Source organism: Streptomyces sp. NPDC003379 (genome assembly GCF_053589195.1).
The window spans coordinates 49,604-70,485 of the sequence record NZ_JBSFRK010000042.1 but is presented as its reverse complement, the minus strand read 5'-3'; the positions used below and the strand labels follow the sequence as shown (position 1 = coordinate 70,485).

General features: G+C 72.4%; 17 protein-coding genes. 15 read left to right on the top strand and 2 right to left on the bottom strand.

Annotated features, from left to right (window positions below):
* Nucleotides 1-123 precede the first annotated feature (123 nt).
* The 3 genes from ACWDVB_RS31750 to ACWDVB_RS31740 are packed head-to-tail and all read left to right on the top strand — an operon-like array spanning nucleotide 124 to nucleotide 3,849.
* Complete coding sequence (locus ACWDVB_RS31750) at nucleotides 124-1,467, top strand: haloacid dehalogenase-like hydrolase (protein ID WP_451519406.1); 1,344 nt, start codon at nucleotides 124-126, stop codon at nucleotides 1,465-1,467.
* A 44-nt stretch (nucleotides 1,468-1,511) separates the two neighbouring features.
* The gene (locus ACWDVB_RS31745) at nucleotides 1,512-2,819 is read left to right on the top strand and encodes a haloacid dehalogenase-like hydrolase (protein WP_451519407.1); all 1,308 of its coding nucleotides are present in this window, start codon (nucleotides 1,512-1,514) and stop codon (nucleotides 2,817-2,819) included.
* 28 nt (nucleotides 2,820-2,847) lie between these two features.
* Nucleotides 2,848-3,849, top strand: a complete 1,002-nt coding sequence (locus ACWDVB_RS31740) for a DUF2510 domain-containing protein (protein WP_451612011.1) — start codon at nucleotides 2,848-2,850, stop codon at nucleotides 3,847-3,849.
* 64 nt (nucleotides 3,850-3,913) lie between these two features.
* On the opposite strand, the gene ACWDVB_RS31735 is transcribed toward ACWDVB_RS31740, so the two are convergent.
* A complete protein-coding gene (locus ACWDVB_RS31735) occupies nucleotides 3,914-5,116 on the bottom strand; it encodes an amino acid deaminase/aldolase (RefSeq protein ID WP_451518190.1) in 1,203 nt (400 codons plus the stop codon).
* Between the two features lie 1,101 nt (nucleotides 5,117-6,217).
* On the opposite strand from ACWDVB_RS31735, the gene ACWDVB_RS31730 reads away from it, so the two are divergent.
* From ACWDVB_RS31730 to ACWDVB_RS31720, 3 genes are all read left to right on the top strand, one after another.
* On the top strand, nucleotides 6,218-7,249 hold the full coding sequence (locus tag ACWDVB_RS31730; protein WP_451518189.1) for a hypothetical protein: 1,032 nt from the start codon (nucleotides 6,218-6,220) through the stop codon (nucleotides 7,247-7,249).
* 131 nt (nucleotides 7,250-7,380) lie between these two features.
* Nucleotides 7,381-8,607 (top strand): type VII secretion-associated serine protease mycosin, encoded by a 1,227-nt coding sequence (mycP, locus tag ACWDVB_RS31725; RefSeq protein WP_451518188.1) that lies wholly within the window; start codon nucleotides 7,381-7,383, stop codon nucleotides 8,605-8,607.
* 284 nt (nucleotides 8,608-8,891) lie between these two features.
* Nucleotides 8,892-9,626, top strand: a complete 735-nt coding sequence (locus tag ACWDVB_RS31720; RefSeq protein WP_451518187.1) for an SseB family protein — start codon at nucleotides 8,892-8,894, stop codon at nucleotides 9,624-9,626.
* A gap of 29 nt (nucleotides 9,627-9,655) precedes the next feature.
* Here the strand turns inward: ACWDVB_RS31720 and ACWDVB_RS31715 are convergent, their stop codons facing one another.
* Nucleotides 9,656-10,042 carry a DUF1844 domain-containing protein gene (locus tag ACWDVB_RS31715; protein ID WP_451518186.1) on the bottom strand — a complete coding sequence of 129 codons (387 nt, stop codon included), beginning with the start codon at nucleotides 10,040-10,042 and terminating at the stop codon, nucleotides 9,656-9,658.
* A gap of 391 nt (nucleotides 10,043-10,433) precedes the next feature.
* Here ACWDVB_RS31715 and infC point away from each other — a divergent pair, with 391 nt between their 5' ends.
* The 9 genes from infC (at nucleotide 10,434) to ACWDVB_RS31670 (ending at nucleotide 20,857) form a co-directional block, all read left to right on the top strand.
* Nucleotides 10,434-11,135: a translation initiation factor IF-3 gene (gene infC / locus ACWDVB_RS31710; RefSeq protein WP_451518194.1), complete on the top strand. Its 702-nt coding sequence runs from the start codon at nucleotides 10,434-10,436 to the stop codon at nucleotides 11,133-11,135.
* Between the two features lie 106 nt (nucleotides 11,136-11,241).
* Complete coding sequence (rpmI, locus tag ACWDVB_RS31705) at nucleotides 11,242-11,436, top strand: 50S ribosomal protein L35 (protein WP_003947156.1); 195 nt, start codon at nucleotides 11,242-11,244, stop codon at nucleotides 11,434-11,436.
* A 97-nt stretch (nucleotides 11,437-11,533) separates the two neighbouring features.
* Nucleotides 11,534-11,917: a 50S ribosomal protein L20 gene (gene rplT, locus ACWDVB_RS31700; protein ID WP_451518185.1), complete on the top strand. Its 384-nt coding sequence runs from the start codon at nucleotides 11,534-11,536 to the stop codon at nucleotides 11,915-11,917.
* A gap of 173 nt (nucleotides 11,918-12,090) precedes the next feature.
* Nucleotides 12,091-12,936, top strand: coding sequence for a TrmH family RNA methyltransferase (locus tag ACWDVB_RS31695; RefSeq protein ID WP_451518184.1), 846 nt, complete (start codon nucleotides 12,091-12,093; stop codon nucleotides 12,934-12,936).
* Nucleotides 12,937-12,974: 38 nt separating this feature from the next.
* Nucleotides 12,975-14,117 (top strand): ATP-binding protein, encoded by a 1,143-nt coding sequence (locus ACWDVB_RS31690; RefSeq protein WP_451518183.1) that lies wholly within the window; start codon nucleotides 12,975-12,977, stop codon nucleotides 14,115-14,117.
* Between the two features lie 166 nt (nucleotides 14,118-14,283).
* Entirely contained in the window at nucleotides 14,284-15,414 is a 1,131-nt protein-coding gene (gene pheS / locus ACWDVB_RS31685; protein ID WP_451518182.1) for a phenylalanine--tRNA ligase subunit alpha, read from the top strand.
* Entirely contained in the window at nucleotides 15,414-17,924 is a 2,511-nt protein-coding gene (gene pheT, locus ACWDVB_RS31680; protein WP_451518181.1) for a phenylalanine--tRNA ligase subunit beta, read from the top strand. The genes pheS and pheT overlap by 1 nt, the downstream gene beginning before the upstream one ends.
* Before the next feature lie 443 nt (nucleotides 17,925-18,367).
* Nucleotides 18,368-19,318: a PP2C family protein-serine/threonine phosphatase gene (locus ACWDVB_RS31675; protein ID WP_451518180.1), complete on the top strand. Its 951-nt coding sequence runs from the start codon at nucleotides 18,368-18,370 to the stop codon at nucleotides 19,316-19,318.
* 189 nt (nucleotides 19,319-19,507) lie between these two features.
* Nucleotides 19,508-20,857 (top strand): tetratricopeptide repeat protein, encoded by a 1,350-nt coding sequence (locus ACWDVB_RS31670; protein ID WP_451518179.1) that lies wholly within the window; start codon nucleotides 19,508-19,510, stop codon nucleotides 20,855-20,857.
* Nucleotides 20,858-20,882 lie beyond the last annotated feature (25 nt).

Sequence of the window (20,882 nt, the reverse complement as noted above, 5' to 3'; positions counted from 1 at the left end):
CCCGCGGGGGGGGGCCCCCGGGGGCCCCCCCCCCCCCCCCTCTCCTACCCCCCCCCCCCCCCCCCCCGGGGGGGGGGGGCCCCCCCCCCCCCGCCCGACCTGCGTAAACACGGGAGCGTGTACATGAACCTCAAGCGCCGCTGCACCGCCGCAGCCGCCGTGCTCGCCGTCGCGGGGACCGGCCTCCTCGGCGTCCAGGCCACCGCCGAAGCAACACAGCACCCTGGGCCGAAGGCCGAGAAGTGCCCCACACCGACCGTCTCCGAAGGCTGGTACGGCGACAACAGGGCCAGACTCCAGCGCATGGTGGACCAGTACGGCCGCTGCGGTGACGGCCGCGGCGCCAAGCCGGTCGCCACCTTCGACTGGGACAACACCGTCATCAAGAACGACGTCGGCGACGCCACCATGTTCTGGCTGCTGCGCAACGGCAAGATACGCGCGCCCGAGCGGGGCGACTGGCGCACCACGAGCCGCTACCTCACCACCCCGGCTGCCAAGGCCCTGGCGAAGGCCTGCCCCGCCACCGGCACCACCCTGCCCACGCACCGGAACACCGCCCGAGGCACCGCCTGCGCCGACGAGATCCTCTCCGTCTACAGCGAGGGCACCACGACCTCGGGCAGGGCCGCCTTCGACGGCTTCGACCACCGCCGCATGGAACCGCGGTACGCCTGGCTCGCCCAGCTCACCCGCGGCTGGACCACCCGCCAGGTCAAGCGGTTCGCGGCCGCCGCCCGCGAGGAGAACCTCGCCGCGCCCGTCGGCGCGTCGCAGCGCGTCGGCACCCACGAGGTCACCGGCTGGGTCCGCTACTACGACCAGCAGCGCGACCTGATCCGCACCCTGAAGAAGGCGGGCTTCGACGTGTACGTCGTCTCCGCCTCGCCGGAGCCGGTCGCCGAGGTCTGGGCCGCCGGAAAGGGAGGCGTGGGCATCGACGCCCGGCACACCATCGGCATCCGCAACGTCACCGCGCACGGCAGGCAGACCGCGCACCTCAAGGGCTGCGGCACCGCCAAGGACGGCGACGACTCGATGATCACGTACATCGACGGCAAGCGGTGCTGGATCAACAAGGAGATCTACGGCGTGCGCGGCGCCGCCGCCGAGAAGGTCCAACCGGCGCAGCGGCGGCAGGTGTTCGCCGCCGGCGACTCCGACACGGACATCTCCTTCCTGCGCGACGCCACCGGTCTGCGGCTCGTCCTGAACCGCAACAAGAACGAACTGATGTGCAGGGCGTACGACAACGACGACCGCCGCTGGCTGGTCAACCCCATGTTCATCGAGCCCAAGGGCGAGAAGGCCGACCCGTACCCCTGCGCGACCACCGGCTACACCGAACGGGACGGCGGGGCAGGCCCGGTGCGCCGCACGGACGGCTCGGTGATCCCCGAACAGAAGGACACGGTGCACGGGACGTCGAGGGGTTCGACGGCTGCGGCGACTTCGGCGGCACAGTAGACATGCGTCGTCACGACAGCAGGAAGGATGTACGGTCCACTCACATGCGTAACAGAAAGACTTTGGCGCTGACCCTGGCTGCCGCCGCCACCCTGGCGGCCGTGCCGGCAGCTCTCCCCGCGGCCGCCGCCACGCCCGCGAACCCCCGTACCACCAACGCCCATTGCCCGCAGCTGTCGAAGAAGCTGACCTGGCACGGCGACAACCGCGCCAGGCTCCAGCGGATGATCGACGAGCGCGGACGCTGCTCGAACGCCCGCCTCGGACACGGCGACGCCAAGAAGCACCGCCCGGTCGCCGCCTTCGACTGGGACAACACGGTCGCCAAGAACGACGTCACCGACGCGACCATCGCCTGGTCCCTGCGGCATGACAAGATCCTGCGCCCCAAGAGCTGGAAGTCCACCAGCAAGTGGATGACGGACGACGCGGACCGCGCCCTGACCCGCGCCTGCGGCACCGACGTGCCCGTCGGCAGGCCCCTGCCGACCTCCACGGACACCGCCTGCGCCGACGAGATCTTCGAGGTGCGCGAGGACGGGAAGACGATGAGCGGCGCCGCCGCCTTCGCGGGGAAGTGGGACCACCGCCACACCGTCCCGCAGTACGCCTGGGTGCCGCAGCTCTTCGCCGGGCACACCGTCCCCGAACTGGAGTCGTACGCGGCGAAGGCCCGCAAGGAGGCGCTCGCCGCCCCGGTCGGCGCCACGCAGACCGTCGGCACGCACGAGATCCCCGGCTACGTCCGCTACTACGACCAGCAGCGCGACCTGATCCGCACCCTCAAGAAGGCCGGCTTCGACGTCTACATCGTCTCGGCGGGCTCCGAGCCCGTCACCGAGGTGTGGTCGAAGAGCGTGGGCATCGACCGCGCGCACACCATCGCCATCCGCTCCGTCCTCGACCGCGAGGGCCGCATCACCGCCTGGAACCAGGGCTGCGGCGGGGTGCCCGTCAACAAGGGCGAGGCCATCCCGTACATCGACGGCAAGCGGTGCTGGATCAACCAGGAGATCTTCGGGATCAAGGGCAAGTCCGCCTGGGACAAGCAGGACTGGAACCACCGCATCGCACTCGGCGGCGGTGACGCCGACACGGACGTGACGTTCGTCGGTGACGCCACCGGCGCGCACCTCGTGCTGAACCGCAACAAGAGCGAGTTCATGTGCCGCGCGTACGACAACGCCGACGGCCGCTGGGTCGTGAACCCGATGTTCATCGAGCCGATGCCGCGGAAGACCGACCTGTACCCGTGCTCGACCGCCGCGTACAACGAACACGGCGACGGCAAGGGCCCGGTGCTCCGCGAGGACGGCTCGGTCGTGCCCGACCAGCGTGACTCGGTGTACTGATCGTCGCGGCACGACCTAGAGTGCCGGGATGAGCATGACGCCTCCGCCCGGCTGGTACCCGGACCCGAACCAGCCCTCCGTCGAGCGCTGGTGGGACGGGACCGCGTGGACCGAGCACCGGCGCGCCCCGGAGAACCTCCAGACGGCGCCGGTCCAGATCCCGGTCCAGACCTCGGTACAGGACCCGGGGCAGCAGGGCTTCGGTCCGGCGCCGGACCCCTCCGCGACGGCGGTGATCGCTCCGGCGCCCTCCGGCGGCGGCCGCGCGAAGATCATCGCGCTCGCCGCCGCCGGGGCCGTACTCGTCGCGTCGATCGTCACGGGCGTCGTCGTCCTCGGCAGGGACGACGGCGACCCGGAGGCCGGCGCCGCGGCGCCGAGCACCCCGGTCGCGACGGAGGAGAGCGAGAGCCCCACGCAGACGCCGACGAAGACGTCGACGAAGACGCCGGACCCGAACCCCGACGTCCTCGTCGACGACCTCAACGGCATAACGATCCCCGTCATCGACGGGTGGGAGAAGGCCGAGGGCGCCATCCACGACGAGCCGACCCTCCAGACGCCGGACACCTTCGACTGCCCGGGCGACTCGGGCATCTGCCGCTACGGCCAGGTCACCTCGCGCACGGTGACCTCCACCGACGAGACGTCCCCCAAGGCGCTGGCCAGGGACGACATCGAGGACGCGGCCAAGAACATCTACGACAAGAACGTCCTCGACTCCGAGCTCTACGGCGGCATGACCGGACACGAGAAGGTCAAGGAAGGAACGGTGGCCGTCGCGGGCCGCAGTGGCTACTACGTGCGCTGGAGGGTCCGGACCGGCAAGGCGTCCGGAGGGTACGTGCAGTCGGTGGCCTTCAAGTCCAGCATCGGCTCCGAACCGATGGTCATCGTCCGCCTCTCCATCGACGTCGCCAAGGACGCGCCGCCCCTCTCCGACATGGACCGCGTCGTCAAGGGGATCCGCTCGGTCGACGACAGCGGCACGGGCGGCGGAGTGGGCGAGGACGTCGGCGCGACGCCGTAAGCCCCTCGGGACAGGGACCCTCGGGACAGGGCCCCCCTCGGGACAGGGCCCCACCCCTCAGGTATCAGAGGAAGGTGCGGCCCTCGCCCCGGTACGTCGGGACGCTCCCCGTCACCTTGTCGCCCTCCACCAGGCGCAGCGTGTCGAACCGCTCGCACAGCTCCCCGGCCTTGGCGTGCCGGAACCACACCTTGTCGCCGATCAGCAGATCGTCCGCCGGGCCGCCGTGCAGCGGCGTCTGCACCTCGCCGGCGCCCTCCTGCGGGTCGTACCGCAGCCCCTCCGGGAGATACGGCACCGGTGAGCGGTCGGGGCCCGCGACCCCCGACGCGGGATAGCCGCCGCCGAGCACCGTCACGGTCCCCGGCCCCGGCCTGCGCACCACGGGCTGCGCGAAGAGAGCGGCCGGACGCCCGCTGAACGACGTGTAGTTGTCGAAGAGCCGCGGTACGAAGAGCCCCGACCCCGCGGCGATCTCCGTCACCGCGTGCTCGGCCGCGGTGTGCTGCACGCTGCCCGTCCCGCCGCCGTTCACGAACTCCAGGTCCGGCACGACCGCCCGCACCGCGTCGATGGCCCTCGCCCGGCGCTGCGCCAGCTCCTTGCGGGCCGCGGCCTGCATCATCCGGATCGCCCGCGAGCGCGCCGGATGCCCGTCGACCGCGTCCCCCACCCCGGCGACGTGGCCTTCGTACGCCATGACGCCCACGAGCCGGAACCCGGGCCGCCGGGTGAGGGCGCGGGCCAGCGCGGCCACTTGCGCGGGGGAGTGCAGAGGCGAACGGAGCGCACCGATCCGCACGCGCCCGCCGAGCGGCTGGAAGGACGTATCCAACTCCAGACAGACCCGCACGTCCTCCGTGCCGCCGTCCCTCGCCCCGTCGATCAGCCGCAGCTGCGCCGGGTCGTCGACCATCACGGTCACGGCGGCCGCGAGCTTCGGGTCGGCGGTCAGCTCCGCGAAACCGGCGCGGTCGGCCGAGGGGTAGGCGAGCAGTACGTCGTCGAACCCGGAGCGGGCCAGCCATATCGACTCGGCGAGCGTGAACGACATGATCCCGGCGAAGCCGTCGCGGGCGAGGACCCGTTCGAGCAGGGCCCGGCAGCGTACGGACTTGCTCGCGACGCGGATCGGCTTGCCGCCGGCCCGGCGCACGAGGTCGTCGGCATTGACGTCGAACGCGTCCAGGTCGACGATCGCGACGGGGGCGTCGAGGTGTGCGGTGGCCCGGTCGTAGCGGGCTCGGTCTGCGGCGAGGCCAGTCATGGCGGAAGCCTGCCAGACGCGATTACCCGAGGGTAGGGGGATGATCCGGGCAGATCACCCGGTGGCCCGGACTGGGTTCCCGTACGCCGTGCGTCTGCCCGTAGAGTGACGCGCACGGAGCCTCGCCGGGCCGAGCGTTCCGGCAGCCGGAGCGCGAGGAGACGGGGGAGCATGAGCACGGAGGCGGGACCCACCCCGATTCCCCCGCGCCCCACCGCGCCGCCCCGCCCCACGGCCCCGCCGCCCGAGCCGCCCCCCGTGGCGTCCGCCCGCTTCCCCGACGTGCGCCCCCCGGTCGACGAGGACTGGCTCCTCAACGCCCCGCGCCCCCCGGCCGCCCCCGTCCCCCCCGACCACGCGTCCCAAATCGAAGCGCTCCTGGCCCCTTTCACAGAGGCGGCCCGCCGCACCGCCGCTGACAAGGTCCCCGAACCCCGACCGGCCGCCGCGGATGAGGCGCTCGCGTCCCGGGCAACCGCCGCCGACGAGGCGCCCGCGTCCCGGGCCACCGTCGCCGACAACGCGCCCCTGTCCCGGCCAGCCGTTGCCAGTGACCGGCCAGCACCTCGGGCAACCGTCGCTGACGAGGCGCCCGCGTCCTGGCCGAGTGTCGTCGACAGCGTGCCTCTGTCCCGGCCAGCCGTTGCCAGTGACCGGCCGGCACCCCGGGCAACCGTCGCCGACGAGGCACCCACGCCACGGCTGCGGCCCGTCGCTGACGAGGCATCCGCGCCCCGAGAGGCCGTCACCAGTGACCGGCCCGCCCCCCCGGCAACGGCCGCCGCCAAAGCGCCCGCACCTCGGGTGGCCGTCGCCAGTGACCGGCCCGCGTCCCGGGCAACCGTCGCTGACGAGGCGCCCGCGTCCTGGCCGAGTGTCGTCGACAGTGTGCCTCTGTCCCGGCCAGCCGTTGCCAGTGACCGGCCATCACCTCGGGCAACCGCCGCTGACAACGCGCCCCTGCGCCGGGCGGCCGTCGCCGGCGACTCCTCTGGACCTCGGGCAACCGTCGCCGACGAGGCATCCGCGCCCCGAGAGGCCGTCGCCAGTGACCTGCCCGCCCCCCCGGCAACGGCCGCCGCCAAAGCGCCCGCACCTCGGGTGGCCGTCGCCAGTGACCGGCCCGCGTCCCGGGCAACCGTCGCCGACGAGGCGCCCACACTCCAGCCGACCGTCACCGATGCCCCACCCTCACCCCCACCCCCGCCCTCGGCCCGGCCGACCACCACCCACAGCACACTCCCACCCCGGAAAACCACCGCCCGCCGCACCCCCGGAGCCGTCGACCTGACCCCGAAGTCCGGCACCGGGCGTCCCTTCGTGTTCTTTGCGCGGCCCGCTCTGTACGACGACACCACCACCCGGCTGCGCCCCGTCGGTGCCTGGGCCCGGCCCCGGGCGGTCGCCGCCGCGGCCTGTGTCGTTCTTGGGCTCGGACTCATCGGCGGTGCCGTTACCGGCAGTTGGCTGACCGGTGAGTCCTCGGCGACCGGGGGCACTCGCAGCGCGTACGCGGTCACCGGTGACCTCTGGCACAGCGTTCCCGTCGACCGGCTCTTCCCGCCCACCCTCAAGGGGGAAGGCGCGGGGCCCGGCGGCGCCGACCGGTCCTGGACCCGGATCGCCGTCGCCCCGGACAGCGGCTGCGAGGCCGCCTTCGACCCGCTGCTGCGCAAGGCCCTCGCGCCGGCCGGCTGTCTGCGGCTGCTCCGTGCCACGTACACCGACGCGACCAGCAGCCATGTCACCACCGTGGGCCTGCTGTTCACCAAGGCGGACGCCGACGGCATGCGGGCGCTGCGCGAGCGCTTCACGGAAGAGGGGCTCGGCCGGCGCCCCGACCTCATGCCCCGGACGTACGCGGCCAAGGGCACGGCCGCCGAAGGCTTCGGCGACGCCCAGCGGGCGTCCTGGACGGTGTCCGTGCTGCCGGACGCGCCCGTCGTCGCGTACGCCGTGTCCGGATTCGCCGACGGCCGCGCCGTCACGGACCCCGAGCCCGCCACCGAGGCGATGGGCAGCAACACCGGTTCGGCACCCGCCCAGTCCGGCCTCGGCCACGAGGCGAAGGGCATCGCCGACCGTGTCGAGCGGGGCCTGCGCAAGACCATCGCGAAGGCGGAGAAGGCGTGATGAGGGCCCGCGAGCCGCTGGGGCGTGGCGGAAGAGTCCGGGCAGTCCGGATATTCCGGGCAGTACGGTCAGTACGGTCAGTACGGATAGTCCGTACAAGTGTTGCCGCCTCCGCCCGGCACGCCGCGAACATGCGCCAGACCTCGCAGGGCCCGCCCTCCGGGCGAACGACGGGGCTCCCGCGACACACCGCGCTCACCGTCGCGCTCGCCGCCGCGCTGGCCCTCGCCCCCGCCACCCCGGCGCACGCCAACGACGGCATCCGCGCCCAGCAGTGGGGCCTGGACGCCATGAGTACCGGCCAGGTCTGGCAGACCACCAGGGGCAGCGGCATCACCGTCGCGGTCCTGGACACCGGCATCGACGACCAGCACCCGGACCTCGCCGGGAACGTTCTCCAGGGCAAGGACATGGTCGGTTTCGGGGCGCGCCGCGGCGACCGGCCCTGGGCCCGGCACGGCACCGCCATGGCCGGCATCATCGCGGGCCACGGACACGGCGAGGGCCGCGGTGACGGCGTACTCGGCATCGCGCCCGAAGCGAAGATCCTGCCGATCCGCGTGATCCTCGAAGACGGCGACCCCGCCCGCAAGAAGGCCCGCAACACCCGCGGCAACGCGCTCGCGGAAGGCATCCGCTGGGCCGCCGACCACGGTGCGGACGTCATCAACCTCTCCCTCGGCGACGACTCCAAGTCCGCCCACCCCGAACCGGCCGAGGACGCCGCCGTCCAGTACGCCCTGAAGAAGGGCGTCGCCGTCGTCGCCTCCGCGGGCAACGGCGGCGAGCGCGGCGACCACATCTCCTACCCGGCCGCCTACCCCGGCGTGATCGCCGCGACGGCCGTCGACGAGAACGGCGCCCGCGCCTCCTTCTCCACCCGCCGCTGGTACGCCACCGTCGCCGCGCCCGGCGACGACATCGTCATCGCCGACCCCGACCGCAAGTACTACGAGGGCTGGGGCACCAGCGCCGCCTCCGCCTTCGTCTCGGGCGCCGTCGCCCTTATCCGCGCCGCCCACCCCGGCCTCACGCCCGCGCAGATCAAGCAACTCCTGGAGGACACCGCCCGCGCCGCCCCGCCCGGCGGCCGCGACGACTCCCGGGGCTTCGGCCAGATCGACCCGGCGGCGGCCCTCACCCGAGCAGGCAAGCTCAAGCAGGACAAGCTGCGGGCGACGGCGTACGACAATAAGTACTTCGGCCCCGGCCCCGACGCGCCCAAGGAGGACGAGGGCCCCGCGGGCTGGGCCGGCCCGGTGGCTGGCGGCCTTGGCGTCGCCCTGCTCGCGGCGGCGGTCTGTCTGTGGCGGGGCAGGCGTAGCCCGCCGCGTGGGCGCCCTGATCCGTCTGCGTAGGAGCGGGCTGTGCCGCGCCCATGGAGGACGACGGCCCTGCGGGCTGGTCGGCCCGGCGGCGGTGGCGGTCCGTCTGTGGTGGGGCCGACGCATCCCGCCGGGAAGGCGCCCTGACCCGTCTTCGTAGGGTCGGGCCGTCGGGCCGTTCCGTGGTCAAGGAAGATGTCGGGCCCGCTGTCGATCTCGGTGTCGTCCTGCTCGCGGTGGCGGTGGCGGTCCGTCCGTGGTGGGGCAGACGCATCCCGCCGCGAGGGCGCCCCGGTCCGCCTCTGTAGGGTCGGACCGTGGCGAACAAGAACATTCCCGACCCCGGCTTCTCCGACGACGACGGCGCCGCCGATCCCCGGCTGGCCGCGGCGCTCACCGCCTGGTCCGGCGACCGCACGGCCCACGGTCCCGTCCTTGAGGCCCTGGCCAAGGCCCGCCTCCTCGTCCCCGTCGTAGCCGTTCTCGGAGAGGTCGAGGAGGACGAGAACGGGCTGCGCCGTGAGAAGACCAGCGACATGGCCGTTCCCACTCTCCGGGCCGGAAACCGCAAGGCGCTGCCCGCCTTCACCTCCACCGAGGCCCTCGCCCTGTGGGACCCGGCCGCCCGGCCCGTCGCCGTGCCCCTGCATCAGGCGCTCCAGGCCGCCGCCCACGAGCAGGCCGACACGATCGTCCTCGATCTCGCGGGCCCCGTCCCCTTCGAGCTGGGCAGGGCCGCGCTGCTCGCCCTCGCCGAGGGCCGCGCCAGCGCCGACCCGCTCGCCGACCCCGCCGTCACCGGCGCGGTGCGCGCGGCCGTCGCCGCCGAGCCGGCCGTGCTCCGCGCCCACCTCGGCCCCGGCAGCTCCGACGGCACGCTCGCCCTGGTCATCGACCCGTCCGCCGACCCGGCCGACGCCGCCCAGCGCGTGGCCCGCCGGATCGCCGCCGACGAAACACTGAGGGCCCGCCTGGTGCGCGGCCTCGACCTGGCACTTCTGCCGGCCGAGGCGACGCCACCGGGCGAGCCCCTCTACGTTCGTACGGTGTGAGGCTGCGCTACGTACGTACGGCGTAAGGCTCAGCCGAAGACCGGGCCCGTGTACTTCTCGCCCGGGCCCTGACCCGGCTCGTCCGCCACGACCGACGCCTCGCGGAACGCCAGCTGCAGCGACTTCAGGCCGTCACGCAGCGGCGCCGCGTGGAACGAGCTGATCTCCGTGGCGCTCGCGTCCATCAGACCGGCCAGCGAGTGGATCAGCTTGCGGGCCTCGTCGAGGTCCTTGTGGCCCTCGCCGCCCTCGGCGAGGCCGAGGTTCACGGCGGCGGCGCTCATCAGGTGGACCGCCACCGTGGTGATCACCTCGACCGCGGGGACGTCCGCGATGTCACGGGTCAAGGCGTCGAAGTCGGGGGAGTCGGGCCCGGGGACCGCGGGGGACTCGGGGGTGGGGGTCGCGTCGCTCATGTCCCACACGATAAGCCGAGCACCAAGGACGCCGGTCCCCGGGAGCCGGTGCGCCCACCGGTTCGCCCCGCCCCGGGCAAGCTGCTAACCTTGTGTAACGACCGGCCGGAGACCCGCGTGCCAACGCAAGGATCCGGCCCACAAGTGGAGGCTCCGATCTCCCACCTGGCCGCTCCCCGGAGCGGCGGGTCACCGGTCAGGCGGCCGAAGCCCCGAGGCTTCGGGTCGCCCGATGTGCGCCCCGCGATCACCGCGGAGGTGCTCCGGTAGTACGTGGAGCCCCTTCTGTGATCGGTCGGGGCATTTTTTGTGGCCTCGTCCGGTTGGTCCATTCAACAGACGTAACGCGGCTGTCCGCCAGACGGTCGCGTGGTGCTACCGAGGAGGATCCATCAGCGCCGAGCCCCGCATCAACGACCGGATTCGCGTTCCCGAGGTGCGACTTGTCGGTCCCAGCGGCGAGCAGGTCGGGATTGTTCCGCTTGCCAAGGCCCTGGAGCTTGCGCAGGAGTACGACCTCGACTTGGTCGAGGTGGCCGCCACTGCGCGTCCGCCGGTCTGCAAGCTCATGGACTACGGGAAGTTCAAGTACGAGTCGGCCATGAAGGCCCGTGAGGCGCGCAAGAACCAGGCGCACACGGTCATCAAGGAGATGAAGCTCCGGCCGAAGATCGACCCGCACGACTACGACACCAAAAAGGGTCACGTCGTCCGGTTCCTCAAGCAGGGCGACAAGGTCAAGATCACGATCATGTTCCGTGGTCGCGAGCAGTCCCGCCCCGAGCTGGGCTTCCGGCTGCTGCAGCGTCTCGCTTCGGACGTCGAGGACCTCGGGTTCATCGAGTCGAACCCGAAGCAGGACGGCCGAAACATGATCATGGTTCTCGGTCCGCACAAGAAGAAGACCGAGGCGATGGCCGAGGCCCGTGAGGCCCAGGCGGCTCGCAAGGCGGACGCGAAGGCCAACCCGGGCCGCTCGCAGAACGCCTCCGAGGATGCCGAAGGCGACGTTGCCGAGGGTGAGGAGTCCTCCGAGGCTCCCGCTTCCGAGGCTCCCGCCGAGGCCCCGGCCGAGGCTCCTGCCGAGGCCTGATCCTCAGGGCGAGAGCCCGGAGGATGCCAACTGACACATATGGCTCCCGGATGCCCGGTTTCACGACCGGGCATCGGAGTGCCACTGACGAGGAGAGAACGGCGCTATGCCGAAGAACAAGTCGCACAGCGGTGCCAGCAAGCGCTTCAAGATCACCGGCTCCGGCAAGGTGCTCCGCGAGCGCGCCGGCAAGCGCCACCTGCTCGAGCACAAGTCGTCCCGTCTGACGCGTCGCCTCACCGGCAACGCCGAGATGGCCCCGGGCGACGCCAAGAAGATCAAGAAGCTTCTCGGCAAGTGAGCCGGGGCGCGCGCACCGCGCGCCCAGCTCTGACCGGGACCCAATCGATACCGGGTCGTGTGAGTCCAACCACGGCCCCGCTACAAGGAGTTAAAAAGTGGCACGCGTCAAGCGGGCAGTAAACGCCCACAAGAAGCGTCGGGCGATCCTCGAGGCGGCCAAGGGTTACCGCGGCCAGAGGTCGCGCCTGTACCGCAAGGCCAAGGAGCAGGTCACCCACTCCCTGGTCTACAACTACAACGACCGCAAGAAGCGCAAGGGCGACTTCCGTCGGCTGTGGATCCAGCGCATCAACGCCGCTGCCCGCGCCAACGGCATGACGTACAACCGCCTCATCCAGGGTCTGAACGCCGCCAACATCGAGGTGGACCGCAAGATCCTCGCGGAGCTGGCCGTCAACGACGAGAACGCGTTCGCCGCGCTGGTCGAGGTTGCGCAGAAGGCTCTGCCGAGCGACGTCAACGCCCCCAAGGCGGCCTGACGCTGCGCCGCGCTGAGCGTTGCTTTTCGGACCCGTAGGCCGGCTGGCTTGCGGGTCCGAGTGCGTTCGGGGTCTCGTCCGCCCCCTGCTGTCGTCTGCCGTCCGCGGGTTTGTTTCCGGCTGGTCGCGCAGTTCCCCGCGCCCCTGACGGGGCTCTTCCCAAGGTGAGTTTCATGGTTGCCGCTCCTGAGTCGATCTCCCCGAAGTCGCCGCGCGTCAGCGCCGCCCGGCGGCTCGCCAAGCGGAATTTTCGGGGGAAGGAGCGGCTGTTTCTCGCCGAGGGGCCGCAGGCCGTGCGGGAGGCCGCCGGGCACGCGGGGACACTCGTCGAGCTGTTCGCCACCGTCGACGCCGCCGAGCGCTACGCCGACATCGTGGGGGAGGCCCGTGCAGCCGGGGCCCGGGTGCACCTCGCCGACGAGGACGTCATCGCCGACATTTCGACGACCGTGACGCCGCAGGGGCTCGTCGGGGTCTGCCGGTTCCTCGACACGCCGTTCGAGGAGATCCTCGCCGCGCGGCCCAGGCTCGTCGCCGTCCTGGCCCACGTACGCGACCCCGGCAACGCCGGGACCGTGCTGCGCTGCGCCGACGCCGCGGGCGCCGAGGCCGTGATCCTCACGGACGCCTCCGTGGACCTCTACAACCCCAAGTGCGTGCGCGCGTCGGTCGGTTCGCTGTTCCACCTGCCCGTCGCCGTCGGCGTACCCGTGGAGAAGGCCGTACAAGGGCTGAAGGACGCCGGCGTGCGGATCCTCGCCGCCGACGGGGCGGGCGAGGACGACCTCGACACGGAGCTCGACAAGGGCACCATGGGCACCCCCAGCGCCTGGGTCTTCGGCAACGAGGCGTGGGGGCTGCCGGAGGAGACCCGCGCACTCGCCGACGCCGTGGTGCGCGTTCCGATCCACGGCAGAGCCGAGAGCCTCAATCTCGCGACGGCGGCGGCGGTGTGCCTCTATGCCTCCGCTCGTGCACAGCGAGCCGCCGGAGGGTGCCGCTCCGTCACATCGAGCTAGTAGGGTGACGGGCCAGTCCGAGAGGTGGGGTACGGGGAATGAGCGTCGGCACGAGCAGGGCACCGGGAGTACAGGACATCGTCCGTGCTCGGGCGGACCGTGGCGTTCCCGGTGACCTCGGCGGCCTCGGACTCGACCCGGACGAACTGCCCGACGGGCTCGTCGTCGCGGACGAGACGGGCCGGATCATCTGCTTCAACGCGGCGGCCGTGCGGATCACCGCCGTCCGCGCGGACGACGCCCTCGGCGCGCCCCTGGAGCGCGCCCTCCCCTTGGAGGACCTCGAAGGCCGCCGCTGGTGGCAGCTGACCAACCCCTACGGAGGCCTCGCCATCCGCGTCGGCCAGCCGGAGCGCAATCTGCTGCTGCCGGGCGGCCGTGAGGTCCTGGTCTCCGCCCGCTATCTGCGCACCGCCCGCACCGGGCCCGTACGCCGTGTCATCGTCTGCCTCCGTGACACCGAGGCCCGCCGCCGCACCGAGCGCAGCCACGCCGAGCTGATCGCCACCGTCGCCCATGAGCTGCGCTCCCCCCTCACCTCCGTCAAGGGGTTCACGGCGACGCTGCTCGCCAAGTGGGAGCGGTTCACGGACGACCAGAAGAAACTGATGCTGGAGACCGTCGACGCCGACGCCAACCGCGTCACCCGGCTGATCGCCGAACTTCTGGACATCTCCCGCATCGACTCCGGACGGCTCGAACTGCGCCGTCAGCCCGTCGACATCGGCACGGCCGTCGGCCGGCACATCCAGGCGCACGTCGCCTCCGGCCAGGACGCCGCCCGCTTCCTCGTCCGCCTCCAGCAGCCGCTGCCCGACCTCTGGGCGGACCCCGACAAGATCGACCAGGTGCTCAGCAACCTCCTCGAAAACGCGGTGCGGCACGGCGAGGGAACCGTCACCATTGACGTGGCGCCCTCCTCGTCCCCACGGGAGCGGGGTGGCACCGAGACGGCCGTGACCGTGAGCGACGAGGGTCCCGGCATTCCGGAGGAGTCGATGGGCCGCGTCTTCACCCGCTTCTGGCGGGGCAGCAAGCGCGGCGGGACAGGACTGGGGTTGTACATCGTGAAGGGCATCGTGGAGGCGCACGGCGGGACGATCACCGTCGGCCGCGCCCCCGGCGGCGGCGCCCAGTTCCGATTTACGTTGCCCGTGGCGGCCCCGGCGTATCTCCAGTGAGTCCATCGGCTCCGCGAAGGACGTCCTGAGCCGCCCGCGGGCGCATTCGTTCACCGCACCCCCGTTAGACTCGGTCGTTGGCACTTTGCGTCCCCAACCTTGGGACACTCCGTCTCCGATTCGTCGACGGGGACCATCCGCCAGCCAACCGGAAGCACGGGAAGAGATGTCGGCACCGAACAAGTCGTACGACCCTGTTGAGGTCGAGGCACTGAAACCTGAAGAGATCGAGCGCATGCGGGACGAGGCGCTCGCCGCCTTCGCGGCCGCGGGCTCCCTCGACGCGCTCCAGGAGGCCAAGGTCGCGCACACCGGCGGTACCTCGCCGCTGTCGCTCGCCAACCGCGAGATCGGCGCGCTGCCCCCGCAGGCCAAGGCCGAGGCGGGCAAGCGCGTCGGCATGGCGCGCGGCGCCGTGGGCAAGGCGCTGGCCGCCCGCCAGACCGAGCTGGAGGCCGAGCGCGACGCCCGCGTTCTCGTCGAGGAGGCGGTGGACGTCACGCTGCCGTACGACCGCACGGCCGCCGGCGCCCGGCACCCGCTGACCACGTTCATGGAGCGCGTCGCGGACGTCTTCGTCGCCATGGGCTACGAGGTCGCGGAGGGCCCCGAGGTCGAGGCGGAGTGGTTCAACTTCGACGCCCTCAACTTCACGCCCGACCACCCGGCCCGGCAGATGCAGGACACCTTCTTCGTCCAGGGCCCGAAGGGGACGGAAGGCGATGAGTCCGGTGTCGTGCTGCGTACGCACACCTCTCCGGTGCAGGCGCGCGCGCTCCTCGAACGCCGCGAGCCGCCCGTGTACATCGTCTGCCCCGGCCGCGTATATCGCACGGACGAGCTGGACGCCACGCACACCCCGGTCTTCCACCAGATCGAGCTGCTCGCCGTCGACGAGGGCCTGACCATGGCCGACCTGAAGGGCACCCTCGACCACATGGTCCAGGCGCTCTTCGGCGCGGGCATGAAGACCCGGCTGCGGCCGAACTACTTCCCGTTCACCGAGCCGTCCGCCGAGATGGACATGGTCTGCTACGTCTGCCGCGGCGAGTCCGTCGGCAACCCCGACCGCCCCTGCCGCACCTGCGGCAGTGAGGGCTGGATCGAGCTGGGCGGCTGCGGCATGGTCAACCCGAAGGTGCTCACGGCCTGCGGCGTCGACCCCAAGAAGTACAGCGGATTCGCCTTCGGGTTCGGCATCGAGCGGATGCTGATGTTCCGCCACAACGTCGAAGACATGCGAGACATGGTCGAGGGTGACGTCCGGTTCACCCGACCGTTCGGGATGGAGATCTGATGCGGGTCCCGCTTTCCTGGCTGCGGGAGTACGTCGACCTCCCCGCCACCGAGACCGGCCGTGACGTGCAGGCCAAGCTCATCGAGGTCGGCCTGGAGGTCGAGACCGTCGAACAGCTCGGCGGCGGCCTCAAGGGCCCGCTCGTCGTGGGCAAGGTCCTCACCATCGAGGAGCTGGAGGGCTTCAAGAAGCCCATCCGCTTCTGCACCGTCGACGTCGGCACCGCCAACGGCACCGGCGAGCCGCAGGAGATCGTCTGTGGCGCCCGTAACTTCACGCAAGGCGACAAGGTCGTCGTGGTCCTGCCCGGCGCCGTCCTGCCCGGCGACTTCGCCATCGCCGCCCGCAAGACGTACGGCAAGACCTCGCACGGCATGATCTGCTCCGGCGACGAGCTGGGCATGGGCGACGACGGCTCCGGGGGCATCATCGTGCTGCCGCCCGAGCACGAGGCCGGCACCGACGCCATCGAGCTGCTCGAACTGGTCGACGAGGTCCTGGACATCGCCGTCACGCCCGACCGCGGGTACGCGCTGTCGATGCGCGGCGTCGCCCGCGAGGCCGCCATCGCGTACGGCCTGCCGCTGCGCGACCCGGCGCTCCTCGACGTGCCCGCGCCGAACTCCTTCGGCTACCCCGTCAAGATCAGCGACCCGCTCGGCTGCGACCGCTTCACCGCGCGCACCGTCACCGGCCTCCAGCCCGAGGCCCGCTCGCCGATCTGGCTCAAGCGGCGCCTCCAGAAGGCCGGAATGCGCCCCGTCTCGCTCACCGTCGACGTCGCGAACTACGTGATGCTGGAGCTGGGCCAGCCCCTGCACACGTACGACCGCTCCCGCATCCAGGGGACGATCGGCGTGCGCCGGGCCGAGCAGGGCGAGAAGTTCACGACACTCGATGGCGCCCAGCGCGTCCTCGACGCCGAGGACCTCGTCATCACCGACGAGCGCGGGCCCATCGGCCTCGCGGGAGTCATGGGCGGCGCCAACACCGAGATCGCGGACCACGAGGAGACGGCCGGTACCACCGACGTCGTCATCGAGGCCGCGCACTTCGACGCGCTCTCCGTCGCCCGCACCGCGCGCCGCCACAAGCTGGGCTCCGAGGCCGCCAAGCGCTTCGAGCGCGGCGTCGACCCGCAGGCCGCGGCCGCCGCCGCGCAGCGCACCGTCGACATGCTGGTGCTCCTCGCGGGCGGCACCGCGGAGGCGGGCGTCACGGAGGTCATCGCACCGACCGCGCCGCGCACGATCGCCATGCCCGCCGACCACCCCGACAAGGTCGCCGGTGTCACCTACGGCCGCGAGACCGTCGTACGCCGCCTCCAGCAGGTCGGCTGCGACGTGTACGGCCAGGACGACCTCACCGTCACCGTGCCGTCGTGGCGCCCCGACCTGTCGGAGCCGAACGACCTCGCCGAAGAGGTCATCCGACTTGAGGGGTACGAGAACCTCCCCTCGACCCTGCCGAAGCCCCCCGCGGGCCGCGGCCTGACCGACCGGCAGCGTCTGCACCGCCGCGTCGGGCGCGCCCTGGCCGGGGCCGGGTACGTCGAGGCGCTGAGCTACCCCTTCCTCGGCGAAGGCGTCTTCGACCAGCTCGGCCTGGACGCGGACGACCCGAACCGCCGCGTGGTCAAGCTCGTCAACCCGCTCTCCGACGAGGAGCCCGCCCTCCGTACGACGCTGCTGCCGGGCCTGCTCGCCGCGCTCCGTCGCAACGACGGGCGGGGCAGCCACGACCTGGCGCTCTTCGAGACCGGTCTCGTGTTCCACCCGCGGGAGCAGCTCAAGGTCGCGGTGCGGCTTCCCGTCGACCGGCGGCCCACCGACGAGGAGATCGCCTCCCTCACCGAGGCGCTGCCCGTCCAGCCCCGGCACGCCGCCGTCGTCCTCGCGGGCGCCCGTGAGCAGGCCGGCTGGTGGGGCAAGGGCCGCCCGGCCGACTGGGCGGACGCCGTCGAGGCGGCGCGCACCCTCGCCCGCGAGGCCGGTGCCGAACTCATCGTCGACCAGGGGCAGTACGGCCCCTGGCACCCGGGCCGCTGCGCGGAGCTGAAGGTCGTCATCGACGGCGACATCGTCTCCGTCGGGCACGCAGGCGAGCTGCACCCGCGCGTCGTCAAGGCGTTCGGGCTGCCCGCCCGCACCTGCGCGATGGAGCTCGACCTGGACCGCCTGGAGCAGGCCGGGGCGGGGACGCTGCGCGCGCCGCGCATCTCCACCTTCCCGGTGGCCACCCAGGACGTCGCGCTGGTCGTCGACAAGGAGGTGCCGGCCGCCGTGGTCGAGTACTACCTGACCGGCGGCGCGGGTGAACTCCTGGAGTCCATCCGGCTGTTCGACGTCTTCGAGGGCGAGCAGATCGGCGAGGGCAAGAAGTCCCTGGCGTACGCGCTGCGCTTCCGCGCGGCCGACCGCACACTGACCGTCGACGAGGCGTCGGCGGCCCGCGACGCGGCCGTCGCCCTGGCGGCCGAGCGCACGGGCGCGGTGCTCCGCGGAGCGTAGTCACCGTCCGTAGGTGGTAACAGGCGCACCATGAGGCGCACAGAGGGGCTCAACCGGATCACCGGTTGAGCCCCTCACTCGTTAGGGTGACAACTGGCTTCACTATGGCTCAATCGGGTCACCCGGTCGCAAGAATCAGACCGGCCGTAGGGGTCGGCATGCGCGCTGAACGGGGCCTTAGGGGGGCCGACGGCATGATCCGTAACAAGGTTGGGGCTCCCCGCCGGACGATGCTCGGAGCAAGGGCACGAGGTGGCGGGAGCCGTCGAGACCACGACCAGGGGCTGTTCGTACGTGGCAGAACGCCCCGAGCGGCCCCCCGGCTGCTTTCCGGCGGGGGGCGCAGGCGGTTCCGCCGCGCGCTCACTCTGGGGCTCCCGACCGTATGGGGCGCCGTCGCCATCACGTACAAACTGGCCTGTCCGCTCGCCCAGCAGGACGGCATGGGAGCGCGGATCGTCAGCAGCGCGGTCTTCTTCGCCGTAGGGACCGGGCTCATCGTGCACGTCCGACGGGCGCTGCTGCGGGAGTTGCGGCAGGTCCGCGAGGTCGCGGGCGCCGCGCAGAACACACTTCTGCGGCCACTGCCGCCCCGCGTCGACGGGCTGGTGCTCGCCGCCGGACGGTTCGCGGCCTCGCAGGGCGCCTCCGTCGGGGGCGATCTGTACGAGGTGGCCGCCACCGAGCACGGCGTGCGCGTCGTCATGGGCGATGTCCGGGGCCACGGCCTCGCCGCCATCGGGACCGTCGCCGCCGTCCTCGGCAGCTTCCGCGAGGCCGCCCACGACGAGCCCGAACTGCCCCTGGTCATGCGGAGGTTGGAGCGGGCACTCGGGCGGCACCTGCGGGAGCGGGCGCGTGCCGAGCACCCCGCGAGCGGCGGGGCGGCGCCGGAGAACCCGGTGGCCGAGGAGTTCGTCACCGTACTGCTCCTGGAGATCGGCGACGGCGGGGAGATCACCGCGCTCAACTGCGGCCACCCCTGGCCCTTCCTGCTGAGCGGCCACGCCCGGCCACTGACGGACGCCGACCCGCTGCCGCCGCTCGGCACCTTCCCGCTCCCCGCCGACCTGCCCGTCCTCGACTGCGGGCGGCTGCTGCCCGGCGAGGCGCTCGCCCTGCACACGGACGGCATGGAGGACGCCCGCGACGCTGCGGGGGAGTTCTTCCCGCTGGAGGCCGCGCTCACCGAGGCCGCCCGGGTCCAGCCGGTCTCCCCGCAGGTCCTCATCCACTCCGTCTACGCCGAACTCCTGCGGCACACCGGGCGGTTGCCGTCCGACGACGCGGCGCTGCTCGTACTGCGCAACGACCGGGGCGAGGAGCGAGCGGCACGCGCCGTCCGCCCCGCCATGGAGTTGTCGGGCAGACGGCGGGACGGACGGCGCTGGTGAGGGCCGCCGCACTGTATGAGGGGGGAGCCGGCGGCCCGCCGACCTCCTTAACTGATGAGGCATCTCAGTCAAGCGACTGCACACGGCGTGCGGCAGAGCGCACACCCCCCGGATCCGGGCACTCCGTTCACACCCCGTGTGAAGGCCCCTCCATTAGGCTGAACGGCACCGAGCCACCGGAGGGCATCCATGCAGCCCAACTCTCTGCTCGACGCGATCCTCGACGAAGCGGGCATCTCGCACGCGGGACTTGCCGCACATGTGAACCAGGCCGGAAAGTCCAGGGGTCTCGCGCTGCGCTATGAACACACCGCCGTCTCCCGCTGGTTGAAGGGCCAGCGCCCGCGCGGCCAGGTCCCCGATCTGATCTGCGAGGTGCTCGCCGCCCGGTTGCAGCGGCCCGTCACCCTCGACGACATCGGCCTCGGACTGCCCGGTGTCCCCGCCGCCCGCGTCGGCTCCGCGTCCTCCACGCTCTCCGGCTTCGTGGAGCGGGCCACGGCCCTGTGGCGCTCGGACGAACAGCAGCGCCCCCACCTGCTCGGCGCGCCCGCCGTCACCGGCACCCCCGCGGTGATGCCGGTCTGGGAGTGGGAGAACCCGCCCGAGGACGTCGACGTGTCCCGCGGCGGACGCCACCCCGTCAGCACGGCCGACATCGAGATGATGCGCGCGGCCCGCGCCCACTACGAGCAGATGTACCGCAAGACCGGTGGCGTCGCGACCCGCACCCGCATCGTCGGCTTCCTCAACGCGGAGGCCGCGCCGCTGCTGCGGGGCAGCTACACCGACGAGATGGGCCGCCAACTCCACCGCTCCACAGGGGGGTTGGTCGCGATAGCGGGAATCTGCGCCTACGACTCCGACGCGCACGGCCTCGCCCAGCGCTACTTCCACCAGGCCCTGCGGCTCGCAAAGGCCAGCGGCGACCGGGGACTTGGGGCGTACGTCATCGCCCTGCTGGTCAACCAGTCGCTGTTCATGCGGGAGTACCGCCAGGCCGTGGCGTTCGCGGAGGCGGCGCTGCGGACCGCGGGCCGCGACTTCACCCCGGCGCTCGCGTCCGATCTGTACGCGATGCAGGCCAAGGCGTACGCGCACCTGGGCGACGGCAGGAGCGCGCTGTCCTGCATCCGGCGTGCGGAGACCGCCGCCGAGCGGATCCTGCGCGGCCGCGAGCCGGACGAGACCGGATATGTCCAGCCCGGACTCGTCAACGTACAGGTGGCGGAGGCCCTGCTCAGCCTCGGCGATCTGGTCAGCGCCCGCGAGCACGCCGCGGCGGCCGTGGACACTCCGGCGCACGACCGGGGCCGGGTCCACCGGCTCGCCATGCTCAGCCAGATCGAACTGCGCCAGGGAAACACCGACGAGGCGGTGGCCACCGCGGTGCAGATGGCGGAGCAGGCGCGTGGGATGGAGTCCCAGCGGCTGCGCGACCGGCTGCGCGCGGTGCGCGAGCACCTCGTCCGCAGCGACTGCGCGGGCACGGCGGAGGCGGCCGCACTCATCGACGGGGCGCTGCGCGTACCGCTGTGACGCCCTGACGCGCCGCTCCGCGCCC